Origin of the sequence: Breznakiella homolactica, assembly GCF_016616095.2 — a bacterium.
Classification (GTDB): domain Bacteria; phylum Spirochaetota; class Spirochaetia; order Treponematales; family Breznakiellaceae; genus Breznakiella; species Breznakiella homolactica.
The window spans coordinates 2,998,211-3,017,570 of record NZ_CP067089.2 but is presented as its reverse complement, the minus strand read 5'-3'; the positions used below and the strand labels follow the sequence as shown (position 1 = coordinate 3,017,570).

Here is a 19,360-nt window from a genome sequence, read left to right as displayed (position 1 = left end):
GATGAATTCTTCGGACTTCCATGGGATACAGCTCACCGACGCGCACAGCCACATTACTGGAGACCGGGACGCGGTTTCCCGGGTTCTCCGGGAACACGGGATTTACACTCTGGCCAGTACCTCCGGCGCCGCTGAATACGGCGCAATTACGGCCTTGGCCAATCCCCTGGTTATCCCCACCTTCGGGATCCACCCCTGGAAGTCCGGTGAAATAAACCTTCGGGATGTTTCCGCCTGTCTGGAGGATGCGGCCATTATCGGCGAGATCGGCATGGACAGCGTCTGGTGTGATGTTCCCCTGGCTGTCCAGGAAAGCCAGTTCACGGCCCAGCTGGAAATCGCCCGGCGCCGCGGGGTTCCCGTGGTTCTCCACACCAAAGGACAGGAACCGGAAATAGCCCGGATCATCAAACCCTTTGAACTGAAAGTCCTGGTCCACTGGTATTCCTGTGATGAGTATTTTGAACTGTACCGGGATCTGGACTGCTATTTTACCGTGGGGCCGTCGGTGGCGGATGATCCCGCGGTACGGCGGGTCGCCCGGGATACGCCGATTGACCGGATCCTGATAGAAACCGACGGCCTGGACGCTCTCGTGTGGGCCGGGTACAAAGCCGCTGTCCCGGCGGACATTCCCCGCAGCCTTCTGGCGGCGGTCACGGAAACCGCCCGGATCAGAAACATGGACCGGGAAGAACTGCTGCTCAGGATCAATGAAAATTTCTCCGCCTTCTCGGGAGTTCCCATAGAAAATAACCTGTATTAGTTTTTTTGCCATAAAAAGATATATTCTAGGTAACTACTTGTATATGGAGTATCTCATGGCAAAAAAAATCTCTGATGAGGAATGTACCGCAAATTATGAGCGCCTGGTTCAGCTGTTCAGGGAGGCCGTACCCGGGGCGGACCGGTTTTCCGTGGTGGCCGGATACGGGATGGATGTGGGGATGACGAATTTTATTGTTGTCCGGCAGACCACCTACACCTATTCAAACTATGCCGTCGGATACGATGAGCGGGAAAACGAAATCGTTATACTCCCGGTGGACCGGGATCTTTCCGCGTACGGCAACGCCTTTTCCCTGAACCGTGATACGGTGATCAAGGCAAAACAGAGCTGGCTTTCAAAGGAAATTACCATCCGGGACAACAGCCTCCCCAAAAAGTATATCCAGTTTTCCGTTCCCGAGTGGATAAACGATGATGAAGACGAAGTGGTGATTGCCGTAAAGCAGGTCGAGCAGGCAAAGGACTTTATTGAGTTTTTCAAAACCCGCTTTACTAAATAGGCCGGTTCCCTATGGAAAAAGTTCTTGAACTGCGGCCCCACCATATCCTGGATATGGTCAGGAATATCGGCAATGAGCGGCCCCGGGTGCCCCACGAATACGGCCACCTGGTCCACACAATAACGGATATAATAGAAGAAGACACAACCCGTGAATGCCGGCTGGTGGTCCGCAATGACGCTGTCTGCGGTCCCTGCCGGATGCTTAGGCCTGACGGTTCCTGCGCGGATGTACTGCCCCAGCTGGAAACACCGGTATCGAAACAGGCGTACAATGACGGGCTGGACCGAAAGCTTCTTAATTATTTTGGGATTGAGGAAGAAACGGTCATGACCATAGGGGATTTTCTTTTGCTTGTAAAAAACCGGCTCGATGAAACAGCGGCTCTGTGTGTCCATCCAAAGGAAGATATCGGCTCAAGAAAAAACGGCCTCATCCGGGGTATGCGTAAACTGGGGGTATAGCCGACGAGGCCGGATCTGGCCGCCCGGATGCCGTATCCGGGAACGGCCGGGCATGGTCAGCCTCTTTTTTCCAGGATGACCCCGGCTATTTCCGCGAAGCCGTGTCCGCATTCTTTTGAAGAAACAAATGCCGGCAGATGGGTTATGAGTTTTTCGTACCGCTTTACATTTGCGACCCCCGCGGCCAGGGGAAACCGCCTGAACATGGGTTCGTCATTGGGAGAATCCCCGCAGAAGATAACCTGCGCCGAATCCGTTTCGGGCTGCCATCCGAAACGCTTTTTAAGAAAAGACTCCGCCATGGAAAGTTTGTCGTAGCTGCCCATCCATACATTAACATGTATGGAAGAAACCTTCGCCATGGCACCTCGGGCTTCCGCGATTTCCCGTACCTTTTCCGCGTCGTCGAGGGTCAGGACCGGATCTTCCTCGGCGAAATCCAGCGCGAGGTCAAACATCCGGGCGAACTGGTCTTTAGCCACCCGCAGTCCCGGAACGGCCTTGAGGGCCGCTTCCCTGATTTCCTCCAGAACCGGATGGTCATTCCGGACGGCGCCCGGGAAGAACTCCTGCCGCAGCCGGGGGAGCCTGCCTTCCTGGGGTTCCTCCCAGAATGCCAGGGCTCCGTTTTCGCCGATCACGCCGTCCACGGGCCATTCCCTGGCAATAAGGTCGCACCAACCCGCGGGACGGCCGGTGACCGGTATGACCCTGAGGCCCGCTTCCCTGAGGTTCCACAATGCCTGGTAGGCGGACGCGAGCAGCTTACCTTCCCTGGTCAGGGTGTCGTCAATATCCATCAGGACAAAACGGATTCCTTCTGCTTCAGCCTTGGTCATTTCCTGTATGGCCTTCATATCATACGCTCCCTAAAACATTGGTTGGTGTAATTAATAGCATAATTCGGGGGTGTAGGGTATCTCCCCGGCCCAACGGCTTTCGGAGATACCCCGGGTTGGTTATGGAATGAGAATTACCTTTAATGAATTGTCGCCTTTTTCGGCTACCGCAAAGGCTTCCTGCCACTCCGTAAGGGGGAACTTGTGGGTAACAACCCCTTCGGTGGGAAGCTTGCCGTTGCCGATCCATTCGATCACCGTTTCATAGCAGTAGGGACCCAGGTGGGAACCCAGGACGTCCAGTTCCTTGCGGTCGCCGATTATGCTCCAATCCACGGTTACCGGGTCCTTGAATACGCTGAATTCCACGAAGGTTCCCAGTTTCCGGACCATTCCCAGACCCTGGTTCACGCTGGCGCCGTTCCCTGTGGCTTCGATATAAATGTCGCAGCCGTACCCGTCGGTAAGATCCAGTACGGTTTTCATGGCGTCTTCCGCGGCCGGATTGAGCACTATGTCGGCTCCGAATTTTTTTGCAAGTTCCAGGCGTTCCTTTTTGAGGTCCAGCACAACCAGGGTTTTGGGATTCCGCTGGCGGATGGCGCCCACCATTCCGAGCCCCAGAGTTCCGGCTCCGGAAAGGACCACCACGTCTTCATTGCCGATGTTGGCCCGGTCCACCGCGTGTTTTGAGCAGGCATAGGGTTCAATCAGAATCGCTTTTTCCAGGGGAAGATTTTTGGGCACGTGGTAGTTCAGCCCTTCTTTGGGTATCCGGATATACTCCGCCATGCCGCCGTTTACGTTGTTCTGGAAACCGTACACATCGTGTTTCTGGCACATCCAGTATCTTCCGGTTTTGCAGAAACGGCATTCTCCGCAGGGGACAATCTGTTCCGAAATAACCCGGTCACCCAGAGCAAAACCTTCCACTCCCGGACCGATGTCCGTGACTATCCCCGTAAATTCATGGCCCGGAATAACCGGCGCCTTGATGTAGGGAGGATTGCCCGCGCCGCCCCAGAAGCTGGGTGCCCCGTGAAAGGATTTGATATCCCCGGCGCAGATTCCGCAGGCTTCTACCTTAAGAACCAGTTCCCCCGGTCCTGCCTGGGGAATAGCCACCTCTTCCAGTTTAAAATCTCCCGGCCCATGGGCCACCAGTGCCCGCATTGTATCCGCCATTTCTCACCTCCGTCTGGATAATTTTACAGCAGCGACGCTGTTTCCTAAGGGAACTTCTAATAACCCAACCGGAGTTTTGGAGGTTCCCCTTATTCATTGGCTACAATAATCTTTATTCCCTTGCTCCTGAGCTGTTCGAAATATTCCTCGGGAAAACCCTTGGTGGTAACCAGGATATCCATGCTCTCAATGGGCGCGGTAAGAAAGGGTCCTACCTTTCCGATCTTGGTATGGTCTGCCACGATGATGACTTTGCCCCGGGTCTGGTCTATCATTTTTTTGTTTAAGCTTGCTTCCACAAAGGTTGAATTGGTAAGGCCGTATTTAAGGCTTAGGCCGTCCACGCCTATGATGCATTTAGTCGCGTAAATCTGGCTTATCATGGCCATGGCCTGGTCGCCGATTATGCTGTGGGACTCGGCCCGGAATTCACCGCCCAAAAGCACCAGAGAACTTTTTTCATTGAATGTAACCATGCTGAGCATGGGGTTGTTGGTGATTATTTTCAGGGCCAGTTCCTTGAGATTCATGGCAACCTGAAGCACCGTTGAGCCGGAATTCATAAAAAGCGTATCGTTGTTTTCAATCAGCTCAGGAACCTTTCTGCCGATAGCTTTTTTTTCTTCCTTCATGGTGTTGTTTTTTTTCTCAAAAAGGGTTTCCGTGTTAATCCGTTTGATTTTTGCCGCACCGCCCCGGATCCTTTCCAGGAGTCCTTTCTGTTCCAGATGGATCAGGTCCCGGCGTACGGTCATTTCCGTCGCCTTGAGCCGTTTGCACAGATTCGAAAGTTCCACCTTTTCGCAGGTATCGAGAATTTTCAGGATTTCATCTTGGCGCTGACTGGGAATCATCATAATACTCCTAACGAATTATGTTTTAAGGGCATTATGGAATATATCAATTCTGTCGGTGGTCAGGATAGCTACTCCCAATTCCCGGCAGCGGTCTATTTCTTTTGTGTCGTTTACAACCCAAACCCCGGTGACCAGTCCGAGTTCCTTGTACCGCTGTATGGCTTCCTTAGTGGCTTTGCCGTACTCCACGCCGATGTAATCAAACAGGGTTTCTCCCGCGGAAATATCCGGCGGAACACTGGTCATCATATCCAGGGGAAATCCCTGGACGTTGATCGAAGGATCAATGGATTTTATTCTCTGCAGAACCCCATAGTCGAAACAGGTGAATGAGGTCCGCGGAAGCAGTCCCATGTCCCTGCACAGGGTTATGCACTTTTCGGTGCACTCCGGTGAATAATCCTTTATCTCGCAGTTAATCACAACTTCCGGATATTCGAGCAGCAGCCTGAAAGTTTCTTCCAGGCTGGGGACCGGTTCGCCGGGAACGGGTCTCCCCGATTTCGTAAAGGTGATGCGGGCCTGTTTAAGTTCGTCATAAGTAAGATCACCCACGGCTCCGGTGCTGCCCGCGGTCCGTTCCAGGGTGGCGTCGTGCATGATCATGGGAATTCCGTCCCGGCTCAGACGCACATCGAATTCGAGATTATCCGCGCCGATATCCAGGGCTTTCCGGAAGGAGAGCAGGGAATTCTCCGGCCACTCCCAGGGCCAGCCCCGGTGGGCCATGAGGGCAAAGGGTTTTTTTTCAGCGGATTGTACAGCCATGGTGTCCTTCCTTTACCTGATACCTAAGTTTCGTTCGTCCAGCCATTTCCGGAACCGGTCGGGGTAATTGCATCCCGCGGAATCCACTCCGATTTCCGCGAGCCTGGAAAAAACATCCTCCGAATCGGCGGTCCAGCAGCTTACCCAGAGGCCGGCGGCATGGGCTTTATCTACATCTTCCTTCGCCAGGTAGTGCCAGTCGCAGCGGATCGAATCGGCTCCGGCTGCCCGGGCCATGGCTGCCGGATCAATGGCTCTCCCAGTATAGAGAATCCCCGTGAGTATATGGGGGGCGATTTCCTTTACTTTCTTAACCACCGGGTGGTAAAAACAGATCACGACAACATTATCTTCCATACCATAGCGGGTAATTTCATCCACCACCGCGGCTTCAACCCCCTCCGCGGGAAAGGGATTTCCTTTGATTTCGACCGCCAGATCTATCTTTCCCTTTGCCCAGGCGAGAACCTCCCCGAGAAAGGGGACCCGGGTTCCCGCAAATTCCTGGGAAAAGCCGATCCCGGCGTCCAGGGCGGAGATTTCGCCGGAACTCATATTTTCTAAGGCGCCGGTTCCATTGGTCGTTCTGGAGACATCCGGATCATGCATGACCGCCAGTTTCCCTTCTTTAGTAAGATGGACATCCAATTCGAGAAGATCCGCTCCCAGATTCCGGCCCAATTCAAAGGAAGGCATGGTATTTTCCGGAGCTCTGCCCAGGGCTCCGCGGTGTCCCTGGACGAGGATTTTTCCCGACCGGGCATAGGTTTGTTCAATCATTATCGCCTCCGGGGGATATGGTACCATGACTTATGGTTTAATTCCACATAAATTTACAAAAATTTACATAAATATTACATTATACGTAATCATTAATAAATAGTTGTATTACAATGAATTAAAAAAGATGTCCGGTAATATGCAATTTATTTTATATAAATTATAGGTAATATTTTGTTAAATATAACAATATCTTATGTAAATAAATGATAATTTTTGTTGACAAGTCGGTTTTCCTAACATACCATCATACAATGCTTCATTTATCTATCGAGAAAAAAACAGAGAGGAGGTTATGAAATGAAGTACCCGCGAATAGCTGCGTTTGCCGCCGTTATGATTTGTCTGTCTGCTGCCGGTATGGTATTTGCCGGAGGACAGGGTCAGGAATCATCCGGAGGCGCTTCGGGTCCGGTTAAAATTGATTTCTTATATTCCATTGGAGGTAACCCCCAAAAGGCTACCGAAGCGCTGGTACAGAAGTTCAACGAATCCCAGAACGAAGTTATTGTTGAAGCTACCTACGGCGGATCCTATGAGGATACTACCCAGAAACTGCTTGCCTCGGTGGTCGCAGGAGATCCCCCGGTGGTAGCCCATATGGCCATGGCGTACAATGCCCAGTTTATACTTGAAGGTTATTTTGAAAGTCTGAATCCTTATTTCGCCAAAGACGCTTCGGTTAAGGAAGATGATTTCATCAAAGGCCTCCTGGAACTGAACCGGTGGCAGGGTGAACTCTACGGTCTTCCCTACAACTGCTCGAATCCCATTCTGTATTATAACAAGGATCTTTTCAGGGCAGCGGGCCTCGATCCCGACAGGCCGCCCCAGACCTGGGACGAGCTGTACGAATACGCGAAAAAAATCAGCGCCCTGGGCAGCGACATTTACGGCTTCAGTATTGAACGGGGATCGGGCTGGATCACCCAGGGGTATACCTGGCAGTTCGGCGGCGACTGGATAGCCAAGGACAACTCCACAGTCCTGTGGACCCAGCCCGGCGCGGTGGAAGCCCTCACGTTTATGCAGAAGATGTACAACGAAGGTATCGCGGTATACATGGGCGGCAACACGCTGAACTACAGCGGGAAGTGCGGCATGACCGTGGATTCAACGGCGGTCCTTACCAATACCATCCAGAGTGTAAGCTTCGATGTGGGTGTGGCTCCGCTTCCCTACAAAGTCAAGAAACAGGTTCCCATCGGCGGCGGCAGCCTCCATATTTTCAACAACGTAAGCCAGGAGAAGAAGGACGCGGCGTGGAAATTCCTCAAGTTCATGAGCAGCGCCGAAAGCCAGCTCTACTGGGCGGAGATGACCGGATACCAGGCTTCTTCAAAAGCCGCGGTGGATTCACCGGATATGCAGGCTCTGTGGCAGAAGGATCCCCGGTTCAAGGTTACCTATGAACAGGTTGAATACGCCGTAGCCGAAGACAATACCCGGCTCGTACCCTTCCTGGAAGTGCGTGAAATTTTCAACAAAGCGTGGGATACGACGATTCTGAATAATGGTAATCCCGCCAGAACTCTCTCGGAAGCCCAGACCCAGGCCAACAGGATTCTGTCCCAGTATAAGTAGTAACGGAAAATCCGGCATGGTTTGCTGCATGCCGGTGCAGGGCGGTTTCCTGATTTCCGGGAGAGAACCGCCCTGCTTTTCGGCGGAACCTATCCTGGATTCTTTTACCGGATACTGTCCATCCGGCGGAGGAACCCAGGATACATTCCGCGCTGAACGTCCACCGGTGAAGGAGTGAGAGATGCCAGCCAAGCCATCCGCCAAATTACGGAAACGACTGTATGATTCTTTTGTGGTTGGAGTCTGCCTTGCTCCTTCAACGGTGATCATTCTGGTTTTTACCTACATTGCTTTTATCTTCTGTGTTTATTTAAGTTTCAACAACTGGAATATGCTTAAACCCATGCAGTGGGTGGGGCTGGAAAATTATATCACCGCCTTTACCTCCCCGGAATTCTATGAATCCCTGAAGGTCACTTTTATCTATGTGCTCGTGGCGGTTCCCGCCTGTGTGATAATAGGCCTGCTCATCGGGCTGCTCCTGGACTGGATAACCTTCGCGAAAAGTTTGTTCCGGCTCCTGCTCTTTCTGCCCGTCATTATTTCCATGGTTGTTGCCGCGGTGGTGTGGCGCTGGATTTTCGATCCCAACGTGGGGATTGTAAACCAGGTCCTGTATTCCATGGGATTCAAGTCCAGCCACTGGAATCTCTGGTGGCAGGATCCCGCCGGAGGCGCCATGGTATCGGTCCTGGTGGTGGGTATCTGGAAACGGGTCGGCTACAACGGCGTACTGTTTCTTGGGGGGCTCAAAAACATATCCGATACGTATTACGAAGCCGCTACCCTGGACGGAGCTACGGCATGGCAGAAATTCACCAAGATTACACTGCCGCTCCTTTCTCCTACCACATTCATGGTGACGGTGATGCAGTTCTTCGCCGCGTTCAAGGTTATCGAATCCGTATTGGTTATGATGCGGGCCAGCCCCGCCAGGCAGAGCATGCAGGTACTGGTCCTGTATATTTACGAGAACGCCTTCAGCTACCTGAAGATGGGATACGCCTCCGCCATATCGGTGGTGCTTTTTGGCCTGATCATGTTTTTCACGATAATCCAGCTTGTCCTCGAAAAACGCATGGTCTACTACCAATAGGAGGAAGCCGGTATGCAGGAAATTAAGGTCCGGTCCTTTTCACTAAAAAAGATACCCTTCAAGCTCATCATTATTTACGCGGTGCTGCTGTTCTTTGTGCTGCTGATAAACTACCCGTTTATATGGATGGTTGCCACGTCCCTTAAAAGCCGGACAGAGGTATTCACCATTCCGTCCAGGCTGTTCCCGGCAGTTCCGATCTGGTCCAACTACGCCCATGCCTGGGCGCTGGCGCCCTGGGCAAAATATTTTTTCAATACGATTATCGCGGCGGTGGTGCCGACCGTGGGGCAGATGTTTTTCGGCGCCCTGGCGGCGTACGCCTTTACCCGGAATTTCCGGGGATCGAAAATTATCTTTACCTTTTTTCTCGGTACCATGATGATTCCCATGCAGGCTACCCTGGTGCCGAATTACGTGATCCTCCGGAACCTGTCCTGGATAAACACCTACCAGGGCCTGACCATTCCTTTTATCACCTCCGCGTTTTCGATCTTCCTGCTCCGGCAGTATTTTCTGACTATCCCCAAGGATTATGAGGACGCGGCGGTCATCGACGGAAGCGGTCCTTTTTATTATCTCTTCCGGATACTCGTACCCCTTTCAAAATCGGCCCTGATTACCGTGGCGCTGTTCGCGTTTATGGACCGGTGGAACGATTATATCTGGCCGCTGATCATGACCACCAAGGATACCATGCGGACGGTACAGGTAGGGATGGCAGTTTTCCAAAGCGAGTCCGGGACCGAATGGACCTACCTGATGGCGGCTTCAACCTTTGTAAGTTTACCGGGAATTATTCTGTTCCTCATTGTCCAGAGAAGATTCATTGACGGGGTCATGATGAGCGGTGTAAAAGGATAACCACCGGACCCGTATAGTACCGGAGATTATTTATAAAGAGAGATCAAGGAGTATGGCATGCAGATTTCAGACGTGATGCAGCAGAAGCTGGATACGAAGTTTTTTATTGAAAAACCCAATTGCCTGGATTCCGTTACGGAAATTCTTCCCAAAATAAACACCCGGAACCTGCCCGTTCTTCTGGTTTACGATGAAAATACCCGTCGGGTTGCGGGGAACCGGGTCAGGGAACTGCTTATTGCTTCGGGGATTCCCGGTTCGGATATGCTCCTGCAGCCGGATGTTTCCGGTATCGTAACGCCCGACTACGGCCGGGTACTGGAATTAATAAAGACGATCACAGAAAAGGATGCCTTTCCGGTGTCGGTGGGAAGCGGAACCATCAACGATGTGGTAAAACGCGCGGCCTTTGAAACGAACCGTCCCTACCTCTGTATTCCCACGGCTTCATCAATTGACGGGTACAGTTCCTTCGGCGCGTCCCTGGTACAGGACGGATACAAGACCACCCTTGGCTGTCCACCGCCCGCGGCTATTATCGCCGACACGGATATTCTCATGACCGCGCCGTACGCCATGACCGCATCGGGCTACGGTGATCTGTATTCAAAGTATACCGCCGGTATCGACTGGGTCCTGGCGGATCGTCTCGGCATTGAACCAATCAATCAGCAGGTCTGGGACCTGGTACAGACGGATCTTCCCCAATGGCTTTCTTCACCGGAAAAACTCAAGTCCGCCGATCCTTCCGCCTTTGCCGGTTTATTCCGGGGCCTGACCATGAGCGGTTTCGCTATGCAGCTGTACAAGGATTCCCGGCCCGCCTCCGGGACGGAGCATCTGATCAGCCACATCTGGGAAATGGATCATCTTTCCCGGGACGGACTCCCCGTTTCCCATGGTTTCAAAGTTTCCGCGGGGATCGTTATGGCTACGCGCTTAATGGAGGCGTTTTACAGTTATCCCCTGGACCGGATTTCCATTGATGATGTAATCCGCAGAAGAGAATCCTGGGAAGACAGAAGCGCTTCGGTGCGCAGCCTCTTTCCTGATCCCCGGATCCAGACAATGGTGGAAGGGGTTTGTAAAACCAAATGGGCCGATGATAAGCAGCTTGCCCTGAGGCTGGAAAAACTGATCTCCGTAATTCCCGATATGAAGCGGCACCTGGAAGCCCGGCTGGAATCTTCAAAAAAAGTTATTGAGGATCTGCAGAAAGCGGGATGTCCGACTTCATTCAGGGACTTCGGCTTAACCCGGGAAAATGCCCGGGAAACTGTAGCAAAAGCCCAGATGATCCGCACACGGTATATTGTTCTGGACGCTATATACGAAACGGGGCTCCTGCCGGAATTGCTGGAGGAAATTTTCTGATGGAGCAGCAGGTAACCCTGGTTTTCCTGAACGATACCCATTCGCATCTCTATCCATGGAAGGATAAACATACGGGGCAGCTGCGGGGAGGCGCCGCCCGCTGGTCAGCGGTTCTTAAAAACATACGGAGCGAAGGCCGGCCGGTATTGTTTTTCCATTCCGGTGATATCGTTCCCGGTTCCGATTTTCCTTACCTGGTAAAGGGCAGCCCCAACTGGGAACGGCTGCCTATTTACGGATACCGGGGTATCCTGGATATCCAGATACTGAACATGCTGGGATTAAACGCCGCGACTTTGGGAAACCATGAATTCGATTATGGATTGGCCTGGATCCACCGGCTCTTCGGAAAAGCATCCTTTGATATTATTTCCGCCAATGTTATTCCGGCGCCGGTCCCGGAAACCGGTGAATATACCCGGCATCCCCTTTATAAACCCTACGCGGTGTACACCGCGGGGGATCTTAAGATCGGAGTCACCGGGCTCACCACCGATGAATACTTACAGTCATCCCAGGTCAGGATCGCGGATCCCGTGGAATCCGTAAGGCCCATCGCCGCTGAAATAAAAAAAGACTGCGATCTCATGGTCGTCATTTCCCATCTCGGGGTTGAGAAGGACCGGGAGCTGGCGCAACAGGTTCCGGAGATTGACGTGATACTGGGAGGCCATGACCATATTCTGCTGGAGCAAGCCCTCACCATCGGCAGAACCAGTATCACCCAGACAAGAAGCTACGGGGAATTTCTGGGCAGGCTGGATATCCGGTATGACGGAAGAACCGTTGCGGATATCCAATACTCCCTGGTACCTCTGGATTCTTCCGTGCCCGAGGACCCGGAGATCCATGCCTGGCTGCTGAGCAAACGGATCGTGGGAACCCTGAACCGGCCGATCGAGGCATCCAATTGCGGACAGTCTTCCATGGGGGAATTCGCCGCCGCGCTGGTGCACCGGGCGTTTCCCTGCGACGCGGTAATTCTCAAAAGCGGAAATTTCCAGGGTGAAATCCCCGCCGGTCCGGTCAGCCCGGAACAATTTTTTTCCGCCTTCTGGCCGTATAAACCCCGCAGATACGGACCGGAAAAAGATCTGCTCCCGGAGCAGATTATGGACATCATCCGGGGAAAGGCAGCGCCGCTGGCAAAGCATCTGCTCTTATACGCGGACGGAGTTACGGCGCTCATCAGGGCAAAACTATCCGCCGATCTTCTCCAGGCAGTGTATACCGAAAATGAAACCCTCAAGGGCCAGGAATTTTATCTTCAGATTAATGAATTTTCCGGCCGGGAAACCGGCGGCTGTATCGACGCGGTCATAGACTTTCAGGCGTGGGTGGTTTTGTACCGCCAGGGAATCCTGTCCGGGGATTACCCCTATGAGGTGCTGCCCTATGAACTGTTTGAAGTTCTTTTAAAAGAAATGAATCCGTAACAAGGAGATACCATGCAGCGAATTATTAACAATCCTGATTTTGTGGTTGAGGAATACCTGGAAGGTTTTGTTAAAGCCCATGGGGATATTGTGGTTCCCACTTCCAATCCCCGGGTGCTCGCGTACCGGGAGGCTCCGGTAAAAGGAAAAGTCGGAATCGTTACCGGCGGCGGCAGCGGGCACAAGCCGGCTTTTACCGGCTACATCGGGAAGAACCTGGTGGACGCCGCGGCGGTGGGAGAGATTTTCAGCTCCCCTACGGCAAAGTCCTTTTACCACGCCATCAAGGCCGCCGATTCCGGCCAAGGCGTGGCGGTGCTGTACGGCAACTACGCCGGGGACAACATGAACGTGGCCATGGCCATGGAGGACGCCGCTGACGACGGGATTGCCGTCAGAACAGTGGTGGCCAACGATGATGTTCCCAGCGCTCCGGTATCGCAAAGGGAAAAACGCCGGGGTGTCGCGGGGGAAATTCTCATGTGGAAAGCCGGCGGCGCCAAGGCGGCCCTGGGCGGCACCCTTGACGAAGTAATCGCCGCGGCGCAAAAAGCCATCGACAATACCAGAAGTGTGGGCATCGGGCTTTCACCCTGTACAATTCCCGCGGTAGGAAAACCAAACTTTTCCATTGAACCGGGAAAAATGGAGTTCGGGATCGGCCATCACGGGGAACCGGGAATATCCGTCCAGGACATAGCCTCCGCGGACAGGATGGCGGAAATGGCGCTGGATACAATCCTGCCGGATCTGCCCTTTGCCGGCGGGGATGACGTGGTGGTTCTGGTGAGCGGCCTCGGGGCGACCCCGGTGATGGAGCTGTATATTTTCTACCGGAAAATTGAGCAGCTCCTTTCGGATAAAGGTATCCGGGTACACCGTTCTTATGTGGGAAATTATTTTACCAGCCTGGATATGATGGGCATCACCCTGACACTTATGAAACTGGATGATGAACTCAGGCCCCTTATTGATCTTGAGGTGTACTCGGTGGGGCTCAAACAGCGCTGATACGGCGGGAGGTTTTTATGAAGGAGTCATTTTCTCAATCCGCGGGAAGAACCGCCGTGGACGCCCTTATCGCCATGATCCACCAAAACCGCGGCTACCTCAGCGAGATAGACGGCGCCATCGGCGACGGTGACCATGGGATCAACATGGACAAGGGGTTCACTCTGGCGGAGCGGGAACTTGCGTCAAAGGATGCGGGGATGAGCGAAGCTTTCACCATCCTGGGCCGTACCTTGGTGGATGAGATAGGCGGGTCCATGGGGCCCCTCTACGGAACCTTCTTCAAACGCCTGGGATCGGCGTCCCGGCCAAAGGATCCGGTGGATTCCGAAACGATGGAACATATGCTGGTCTCCGTCCTGGAGGGGCTGCAGGCAATAAGTCCCGCGAAACCCGGGGATAAAACCTTGATGGACACCCTTGTTCCCGGAGTAGATCAGTTTAAGAACGCCAGGGCAGATGGAAAATGTTTTGCCGATTGCCTGGACAGTATGATCGGCGGGGCCGAAAAAGGCTGGCAGTCCACCAAGGACATGGAAGCAAAACTCGGCAGGGCGAGCCGGCTGGGAGAACGTTCCCGGGGTGTGCTCGACGCGGGGGCAACCAGCTGTTACCTGATTATAAAAACCATGGGCGAAACGATGAAGGAGCTGCTGAAATGAAAATCGCTGTTGGGTGTGATCCGAATGCTTCGGCTTTAAAATTGGAAGTAATCGAAGAACTTACATCCCTCGGCCATGAGGTAACTGATTTCGGGTCCGATGATCCGCTCTACGCCAATGTAGCCATTGCCGTGGCGGAGGCCGTCTCCCGGGGGGACTACGAAAAAGGCGTGGTGTTATGCGGAACCGGCATCGGGGTGAGCCTCGCGGCCAATAAGGTTCCCGGCGCTTACTGCGCCCTCGTCACCGACGCGTACCAGGCAGAGCGGGCCGCCTTGAGCAACAACGCCAATATGATAGCCCTGGGTTCTCAGGTAACGGGAAACAAGACAGCCCGGCTCCTGGTCCGTACCTGGGCTTCTCTGGTGTACAAACCCGGAGGTCCGTCGGACGATAAAAACCGTCAGATTTACAAATACGCTGAAGAACACGAACGGTAAATGGCCGCTCGGCGGCGGAAAAAAAATATTCACTTTCCCGGAAACCTGGCGTATAACTATACTATGGATCAAGCGGATGTAATCCCGTGGCTTTTGGACGGTGATGTTTCGATACAATACCAGGTTTACCGGGATCTGCTGGGAACCGATAAACCGGAACTGCGGAACAAAATCGCGGGGGAAGGATGGGGCCGGCGGTTTCTGTCCTGCCGCGGTCCCGGCCTCCATTGGGGGGACGGATTTTACAACCCCAAATGGATTTCATCCCACTATACACTCCTGGATCTAAAGAACCTCGCCATGCCCCGGGACACGGAACCGGTCCGGGAAACCATAGAATGGATCATAAACCACGAAAAAGGCTCTGACGGCGGAATCAATCCCTCGGGGACAATCAAGCAAAGTGACGTATGCATAAACGGAATGGCCCTGAATTACGCCTGCTATTTCGGCGCTGAAGAAAAGGGCCTGTATTCCCTGATAGATTTTCTGCTGGGTGAAAAAATGGACGACGGCGGATTCAACTGCCATTCCAACCGCAAGGGGGCGGTCCACAGTTCGCTCCACACAACTTTGTCGGTCCTTGAAGGGATTGAGGAATATGACCGGAACGGATACACCTACCGGCTTGCGGAACTGCGCCGGGCAAAAAAATCTTCCCGGGAATTCATCCTGGCCCACCGCCTGTATAAATCGGATAAAACCGGGGAGGTTATTAATCCCCGGTTCCTCAAGCTGTGTTATCCCGGCCGCTGGAGCTACGATATACTCAAGGCTCTGGACTATTTTCAATATGCCGGAACGCCCTATGATAAAAGGATGGACGATGCCTTGGATGAGATCGTCAGGAAAAGAACCAAAGAAGGGCAGTGGAAAATTCCCGCCCACCATACGGGGCAGGTGCATTTTGCCATGGAGCAAGCCGGAACCCCCAGCCGGTGGAATACCCTCCGGGCCTTGCGGGTACTCAGAAAATACCGGAAGGATTATTACCGGGAAATCATTGACACAATATAAAATAAAAGCGGCACCCCGTTTGGCAGGGTACCGCCCATATATGAAGCGTTCCATCGGGAACGCGGAAGCGCGCAGGCGGGATTATGGCCCGCGCGGTGCCTTACTATAGACCCTTAGGGGACGTATGACAAGAACCAGGCAGCACAGAGCCGGTTAAGCCGGAAAGCATCCGGTCCGTAATGATTATGACAGGCCCCGCAGAACCGCTAAGCAAGGATGCGTCAGTCTCTCTGCTTCCCGCATCACGCGGGGGATAGTTCCGGGCTGACAGCGGCTGCCGCGGGGTTTGTCTGCAGCCGCCGGACCGCGAGCTCAGCGCTGTGTTTCAATTCCGCAACCGAAGACCGCCGGAGCACTACCAGCCTGAAGATGGCGGCTTCGATGAGCCCATAGAGCAGATCGTCGGCGGCCCGCACATTGAGGGGTACAATCTCCCCGGCTCTGATGCCCTCTATTACCATGGTTGCCAGGATGTGGCGGAGCCTTATGGTCCGCCGCCGGACCCGGTTGTCGGGATCGGATTCGCTTTTCGAAAGATACAGGAGGTAGTTAAGGACCACCGAGAGCAGCCGCCGGTTTTCCTCGAGGCGGTCAATGATCGTGGCCAGAACCTTGATCAGTTTTTCAGTACAGTTAAGCTTTTTGTCCCGGCGCACGACGTAGAGATCCTTTTCGACATCCGCAAGGAGCTGCTTGATACTGTAATTGAATATTTCTTTTTTGTTCCTGAAGTAAATATACAGGGTGGTTCTTGTTATGCCGCAGCGGTCCGCTATCTTCTGGAATGTAGCGTCTTCAAAACCTTCGGCCACAAAAACATCCAGGGCCTTTTCGAGGATTTCTTTTCGGCGCTTGTCATGTTCCACAACTATGGACATACCGGATACTCCTTACAGATTATTGAATTCGTAAAAATACGACCGCATCGCTCCGTTGGTTATCTCCCTGAGGGCATCCGCCTTTCTTCCGAAGTGGGACTCAAATCCCGGGTGGTCGGTAATTACCCCAAGTTTCCATCCTTTGAAATTTTCCGCCAGCCCTTCCATCTTCCGGTACACCGCTTCGGCTTCTTCGGGACTGCCCAGGCGTTTGCCGTAGGGGGGATTGGTAATGATAAAACCTTCTTCCGCCGGGGCTTTTGCTTCCTCCATGGGCAGGGGGGCAAAGGCAGGCATAAAAGGTTCCGCCGATTCCAGCCGGATTCCCCTGCCTGGTTTTTTGCCCCGGGCGATATCCATTGCCCGCTGGATATTCGAGCGGGCAATGGACACCGCCCGCGGATCGGCGTCGCTCCCGGAAATCCGTATGGTCCGGGAAAAATCTATCTTCCGCAGCAGTTCCTCACGGACCGCGGCTTCGGTTCCCGCGTCGCCGACGGAAAGCCGGGAAATGGAGAATTCCCGGCCTATGCAGGGCGCCATGTCCCAGGCGTACATGGCCGCCTCTATGGCAATGGTGCCGGATCCGCAGAAGGGATCGTACAGGGGGAATTTTCTTCGCCAGCCAGAAAGCAGCAGCACCGCCGCGGCGGTGGTTTCCCGTAAGGGCGCCGCTCCGCCTTCGCTGCGGTAGCCCCGCTTAAACAGGGGCTCCCCGGAAAGGTCCAGCATCAGAGAAACGGTATCTTTTTCAATATATACCCGCAGCTCCGCCGCGGTATTGGATGCCGGCAGAGATGGTATTTTGTATATCCGGCAGAGACGGGCCGCCGCGGCTTTGTGGACCACCGCCTGGATGCTTGTTTCCGCAGAAAGTTTCGACCGGCTGGTCCTGACCTTTGCCACCCGGAGACCGGTATGTTCGGGAATATAGGTTTCCCAGGGAACGGAGGCGGTTCCTTCAAAAAGCGCGTCGAAATCCGGGGCCGTAAAGCGGGCACATTCCAGGAGCAGGCGGTCCGCGGTCCGCAGAGCCATGAGGCCGCGGTACAGATCGGGAACTCCGCCCTGGAACCGTACCCTTCCATAGGTTGATTCCAGGATTTTTATACCGAGTTTCCGTAGTTCATTTGAAAGGGCCCGTTCGGCCCCCACTGCGCACAGGGCTGCCGCGGTCAGTATTTGTTCCACCATTACAGTATAGCATATTTTGTAGTATTGTCGAAGAGTAAAAAGGCGCTTATTTGCCGGGGAAATCCATCCCTTCCGGGTCCACCCGTATCCAGCAGAGTTCGTGTTTGTTGTGGCAGAGGTGCACCACGGTGCTGCCGGGGATGGCGGCGAATTTTCGGGTAGTTTCGAAATCCGGTTCGCCCTGCATTTTAATGGTACAGATGAAATTCCCGCACAGGCCTGACTCGAGCCACTGTTCGATCCACTGGTAGAGCCGGGGCGGGTAGCAGATTACATCGGAAAAAACCCAGTCCGCCGGCCCGAGGTCCTGCGGTTTTAAGGTAAAGGCATCGTGCTTCTCGAACCGGACCCCGGGCATGGCAAGGACCCGGCTATCCAGGGGCGCCCGGTCAATGGCGGTAACCTCCGCCCCGAGCCGGGCCAGTGCCCAGGTCCAGCCTCCGGGGCTGGCCCCGGCGTCTACGCACCGCTCCCCCGGAGCGGGCCATTTCCGGGCCCGGACCAGAGCTTCCCAGAGCTTGAGGTAGGCCCTGCTGGGAGGATCCTCCCGGTTTTCTTCAAATTCAATAACTCCCGAAGGGAAAGGGCTCGCGCACCGGGCCGAGGCCGCCATGGTATTGGCGTCCAGCAGGGTCCAGCACCCCATGGGCGTCTCGGGATAAAGCCAGGGAAAGGGCTTCGGTTTTGATGAAATATAGGGAAGTTTTTCCCGGATCAGCGCTCCCCGGCGGAACTGGGTAAACAGGACCGGGGACCAGTTCCGCTGGATATTTCTCAGGGCGCCGGCGGCTTCGGATATGGAGCTGAATTCCAGGCGGAAGGGTTCGAGCCAGGTGTTTTCGGTCCAGTAAACCGGATGTACCGGGGTTTCGGCGTAAAAAAGAGAATGGCGGCTTTCGGGATAGTCATCACTGCCGCCCCAGACCTGGGCCGGATTGCCGACCAGTTCCCGGAGGAGATGGCCTTCAAATCCCGGTATTGCCTGGTAAATCTGTCCGGGCAGCGGGGTAACGGTCATTGTGCGGAGGCGCGCCAGTCCAGGTAATCAACGTACCGCTGGAAGAGTTTTCCCTTGGGGGATTTTACCACATAGAATCCAATCTCACAGGAGTATTCCCCTGTCCGGATCCAGCGGGGTTCGACAATAAGTTCAAAACTGTCTATTTTCGCCGCGGCTTCGGGGATTATTTGTATTTTATATTTTTTATCCATTTTAATGTCCACAAACTCCGTGCTTTCGATACCGCAGCCGGTAACGCTGAGGTCTTTGAGCATGGCTTCACCCTCAAAAAGTCCGGGGAGATGAACCCGCGCCAGGGTTTGGTACCGAATGTTTTTCCGTTTATTGAACATACTGCAATTTTGTCCGATGTATTTATTTTCGTCAACTAAGATTATTCTATTACAGAACAATATGAAAATCTTATGTTTTTAAATATTTTATGGTAAAAACAGACAAAATCGATCCGCGGTTCCGGTCTGCCGCGGGCTTCGTCCGGAAACGGTGTAACGGCCCCGTGCGGCCAATGGTTTGACGGAGCTTTTCCCGCGGAGGCTCATTATGACTTCTTTAATAAATCTGTCAGCTTGAATTCCGAAACCCGGATAGGTATTATAGTAAG

21 protein-coding genes are annotated in these 19,360 nt (G+C 53.7%); 12 read left to right on the top strand and 9 right to left on the bottom strand.

Going from position 1 to position 19,360, the window contains the following annotated elements; all coding sequences use genetic code 11:
- Nucleotide 1 precedes the first annotated feature (1 nt).
- From JFL75_RS13605 to JFL75_RS13595, 3 genes are read left to right on the top strand one after another with little or no spacing between them, the layout of a single operon-like run.
- Entirely contained in the window at nt 2-766 is a 765-nt protein-coding gene (locus JFL75_RS13605; RefSeq protein WP_215627218.1) for a TatD family hydrolase, read from the top strand.
- A gap of 55 nt (nt 767-821) precedes the next feature.
- Entirely contained in the window at nt 822-1,289 is a 468-nt protein-coding gene (locus JFL75_RS13600) for a hypothetical protein (RefSeq protein ID WP_215627217.1), read from the top strand.
- An 11-nt stretch (nt 1,290-1,300) separates the two neighbouring features.
- On the top strand, nt 1,301-1,753 hold the full coding sequence (locus JFL75_RS13595; RefSeq protein ID WP_215627216.1) for a hypothetical protein: 453 nt from the start codon (nt 1,301-1,303) through the stop codon (nt 1,751-1,753).
- Between the two features lie 56 nt (nt 1,754-1,809).
- Here the strand turns inward: JFL75_RS13595 and JFL75_RS13590 are convergent, their stop codons facing one another.
- From JFL75_RS13590 to JFL75_RS13570, 5 genes are all read right to left on the bottom strand, one after another.
- Nucleotides 1,810-2,610, bottom strand: a complete 801-nt coding sequence (locus JFL75_RS13590) for an HAD-IIB family hydrolase (protein WP_215627215.1) — start codon at nt 2,608-2,610, stop codon at nt 1,810-1,812.
- Between the two features lie 102 nt (nt 2,611-2,712).
- The gene (locus JFL75_RS13585; protein ID WP_215627214.1) at nt 2,713-3,777 is read right to left on the bottom strand and encodes an MDR/zinc-dependent alcohol dehydrogenase-like family protein; all 1,065 of its coding nucleotides are present in this window, start codon (nt 3,775-3,777) and stop codon (nt 2,713-2,715) included.
- 89 nt (nt 3,778-3,866) lie between these two features.
- Nucleotides 3,867-4,634, bottom strand: a complete 768-nt coding sequence (locus tag JFL75_RS13580; RefSeq protein WP_215627213.1) for a DeoR/GlpR family DNA-binding transcription regulator — start codon at nt 4,632-4,634, stop codon at nt 3,867-3,869.
- 15 nt (nt 4,635-4,649) lie between these two features.
- Nucleotides 4,650-5,402 carry a glycerophosphodiester phosphodiesterase gene (locus JFL75_RS13575; protein WP_215627212.1) on the bottom strand — a complete coding sequence of 251 codons (753 nt, stop codon included), beginning with the start codon at nt 5,400-5,402 and terminating at the stop codon, nt 4,650-4,652.
- A gap of 12 nt (nt 5,403-5,414) precedes the next feature.
- A complete protein-coding gene (locus tag JFL75_RS13570) occupies nt 5,415-6,182 on the bottom strand; it encodes a glycerophosphodiester phosphodiesterase (RefSeq protein ID WP_215627211.1) in 768 nt (255 codons plus the stop codon).
- Between the two features lie 300 nt (nt 6,183-6,482).
- Between JFL75_RS13570 and JFL75_RS13565 the strand changes: the two genes are divergently transcribed.
- The 9 genes from JFL75_RS13565 (at nt 6,483) to JFL75_RS13525 (ending at nt 15,666) form a co-directional block, all read left to right on the top strand.
- A complete protein-coding gene (locus JFL75_RS13565; protein ID WP_215627210.1) occupies nt 6,483-7,766 on the top strand; it encodes an ABC transporter substrate-binding protein in 1,284 nt (427 codons plus the stop codon).
- A 181-nt stretch (nt 7,767-7,947) separates the two neighbouring features.
- A complete protein-coding gene (locus JFL75_RS13560; protein ID WP_215627209.1) occupies nt 7,948-8,862 on the top strand; it encodes a carbohydrate ABC transporter permease in 915 nt (304 codons plus the stop codon).
- 12 nt (nt 8,863-8,874) lie between these two features.
- Nucleotides 8,875-9,726, top strand: coding sequence for a carbohydrate ABC transporter permease (locus JFL75_RS13555; protein WP_215627208.1), 852 nt, complete (start codon nt 8,875-8,877; stop codon nt 9,724-9,726).
- Nucleotides 9,727-9,783: 57 nt separating this feature from the next.
- Nucleotides 9,784-11,100 (top strand): sn-glycerol-1-phosphate dehydrogenase, encoded by a 1,317-nt coding sequence (locus tag JFL75_RS13550; RefSeq protein WP_215627207.1) that lies wholly within the window; start codon nt 9,784-9,786, stop codon nt 11,098-11,100.
- Nucleotides 11,100-12,536 (top strand): bifunctional metallophosphatase/5'-nucleotidase, encoded by a 1,437-nt coding sequence (locus tag JFL75_RS13545; protein ID WP_215627206.1) that lies wholly within the window; start codon nt 11,100-11,102, stop codon nt 12,534-12,536. Before JFL75_RS13550 ends, JFL75_RS13545 begins: the two co-directional genes overlap by 1 nt.
- A 12-nt stretch (nt 12,537-12,548) precedes the next feature.
- Nucleotides 12,549-13,547 carry a dihydroxyacetone kinase subunit DhaK gene (locus JFL75_RS13540; protein ID WP_215627205.1) on the top strand — a complete coding sequence of 333 codons (999 nt, stop codon included), beginning with the start codon at nt 12,549-12,551 and terminating at the stop codon, nt 13,545-13,547.
- A gap of 17 nt (nt 13,548-13,564) precedes the next feature.
- Nucleotides 13,565-14,209, top strand: a complete 645-nt coding sequence (gene dhaL / locus JFL75_RS13535; protein ID WP_215627204.1) for a dihydroxyacetone kinase subunit DhaL — start codon at nt 13,565-13,567, stop codon at nt 14,207-14,209.
- Complete coding sequence (locus tag JFL75_RS13530) at nt 14,206-14,649, top strand: RpiB/LacA/LacB family sugar-phosphate isomerase (protein WP_215627203.1); 444 nt, start codon at nt 14,206-14,208, stop codon at nt 14,647-14,649. Before dhaL ends, JFL75_RS13530 begins: the two co-directional genes overlap by 4 nt.
- 63 nt (nt 14,650-14,712) lie before the next feature.
- Entirely contained in the window at nt 14,713-15,666 is a 954-nt protein-coding gene (locus JFL75_RS13525) for a hypothetical protein (protein WP_215627202.1), read from the top strand.
- 242 nt (nt 15,667-15,908) lie between these two features.
- Here the strand turns inward: JFL75_RS13525 and JFL75_RS13520 are convergent, their stop codons facing one another.
- Genes JFL75_RS13520 through JFL75_RS13505 form a run of 4 tightly spaced genes read right to left on the bottom strand, consistent with a single transcriptional unit; the run spans nt 15,909 to nt 19,091 of the window.
- Nucleotides 15,909-16,544, bottom strand: a complete 636-nt coding sequence (locus JFL75_RS13520; RefSeq protein WP_215627201.1) for a TetR/AcrR family transcriptional regulator — start codon at nt 16,542-16,544, stop codon at nt 15,909-15,911.
- Nucleotides 16,545-16,556: 12 nt separating this feature from the next.
- Nucleotides 16,557-17,738: a THUMP domain-containing class I SAM-dependent RNA methyltransferase gene (locus JFL75_RS13515; protein WP_223292655.1), complete on the bottom strand. Its 1,182-nt coding sequence runs from the start codon at nt 17,736-17,738 to the stop codon at nt 16,557-16,559.
- Nucleotides 17,739-17,784: 46 nt separating this feature from the next.
- Complete coding sequence (locus JFL75_RS13510; protein WP_215627200.1) at nt 17,785-18,756, bottom strand: SAM-dependent methyltransferase; 972 nt, start codon at nt 18,754-18,756, stop codon at nt 17,785-17,787.
- Entirely contained in the window at nt 18,753-19,091 is a 339-nt protein-coding gene (locus tag JFL75_RS13505) for a PilZ domain-containing protein (protein ID WP_215627199.1), read from the bottom strand. Before JFL75_RS13505 ends, JFL75_RS13510 begins: the two co-directional genes overlap by 4 nt.
- Between the last annotated feature and the right edge of the window lie 269 nt (nt 19,092-19,360).